The following is a 1,164-nucleotide window of genomic DNA, read 5'->3' on the forward strand; positions in this document are numbered from 1 at the left end:
GGCGGGCCGGGCCATCGCGATCCAGACCGCGACGAGCGCCATGATCCACACAAGGTACTGCGGGCTGAGCACGCGGGCGGTCACGACCACGACAAGCAGCAGCGCGAGCGTGCGCCCCACGAGCACACCGGCCCGGCCCGCGCCGTCCGCCGCCGCGGGCGGACGCGCCCATCCCCACCACCACAGGGCCGAAATGGCGATCACTACGATCTCGGTCAACGAGCATGCAGTGGCCACGCCGCGGGCCAGCGGGGTGTCGAACTGGAGCGAACCGTAGGAATAGCCGGGTGCCGTTCCATGGCCGAGCATGTGGGCGACGACGAACGGCGTCGCGGCCACCGCCTCCACCTGTAGTCCGCGGGCCTGCTGCGCGCCGAGAAACCCGAACGCGTCCCGCCACCACCCGGTGACCGCGAACAGCGCCGCGAGCCCCCCGACGGCGCACAGGACGCCGGCGGCAAGACGCAACCAGTCCGGCGAGGGCGCCGGGAATCCACCGGTGGGCCGGCCGGGAGGCGGACCGGGGGGCGGATCGGTGGACGCCGACCGACCCGGGGACCGAAGCGACGGACGGGACAGGGCGATCAGCAGCAGGACCGGCCAGATCTTGAGCAGCGCACCCGCGGCGAGATGAAATCCCGCCCGGCCGAACCGGCCCGCGGCGAGCGCGAGCACGGCCGCGACCGCCGCCGCGGCCGGCAGCAGATCGAAACGGGCCAGCGCCACCGGTCCCAACGCGGTGAGACCGGCCACCCAGAACCCCGCCGCCGGGACCGAGCGACGCACCAGCGCGGCGGTCAGGACGGCGTCGACGGCCACCATCATCCCGATGAACACCGCTCGATAGGGCAATCCCAGATAGGCGTGAGTTACGTCGGGCAACACGAACACAACTGCCGCGCCCGGCGGATACTGCCAACGGTCGTCACCGGTGGGCATCCCCTCGCCGCGACTGAGCCCGCGGCCCCACTCCGCATAGATGTGTAGATCGCCGAGCACGCTCTGCTGCATGCCGAACGCCTGGTCGGTCACCACCAGAGTGACGAGGACGGCACGGCTGACCAGCCACCATGCCCAGAGGCGCCGGGCTGACCGGTCGGGGGTGCCGGCTCCGGGACGAGCGAGCGCGGCCGGCCGTCCGGGTGCGGACAAAGCCGGCCCCCC

At 73.0% G+C, this 1,164-nt stretch carries 1 protein-coding gene; it reads right to left on the bottom strand.

Features of this window, described 5'->3' with window-relative positions; all coding sequences use genetic code 11:
• Positions 1-1,164, bottom strand: a 1,164-nt coding sequence (locus AC08ON_RS04630; RefSeq protein WP_476616515.1) for a glycosyltransferase 87 family protein, incomplete at both ends; no start/stop codon positions are given.

The sequence above is a fragment of the Frankia sp. CoWAU3 genome (genome assembly GCF_977971855.1).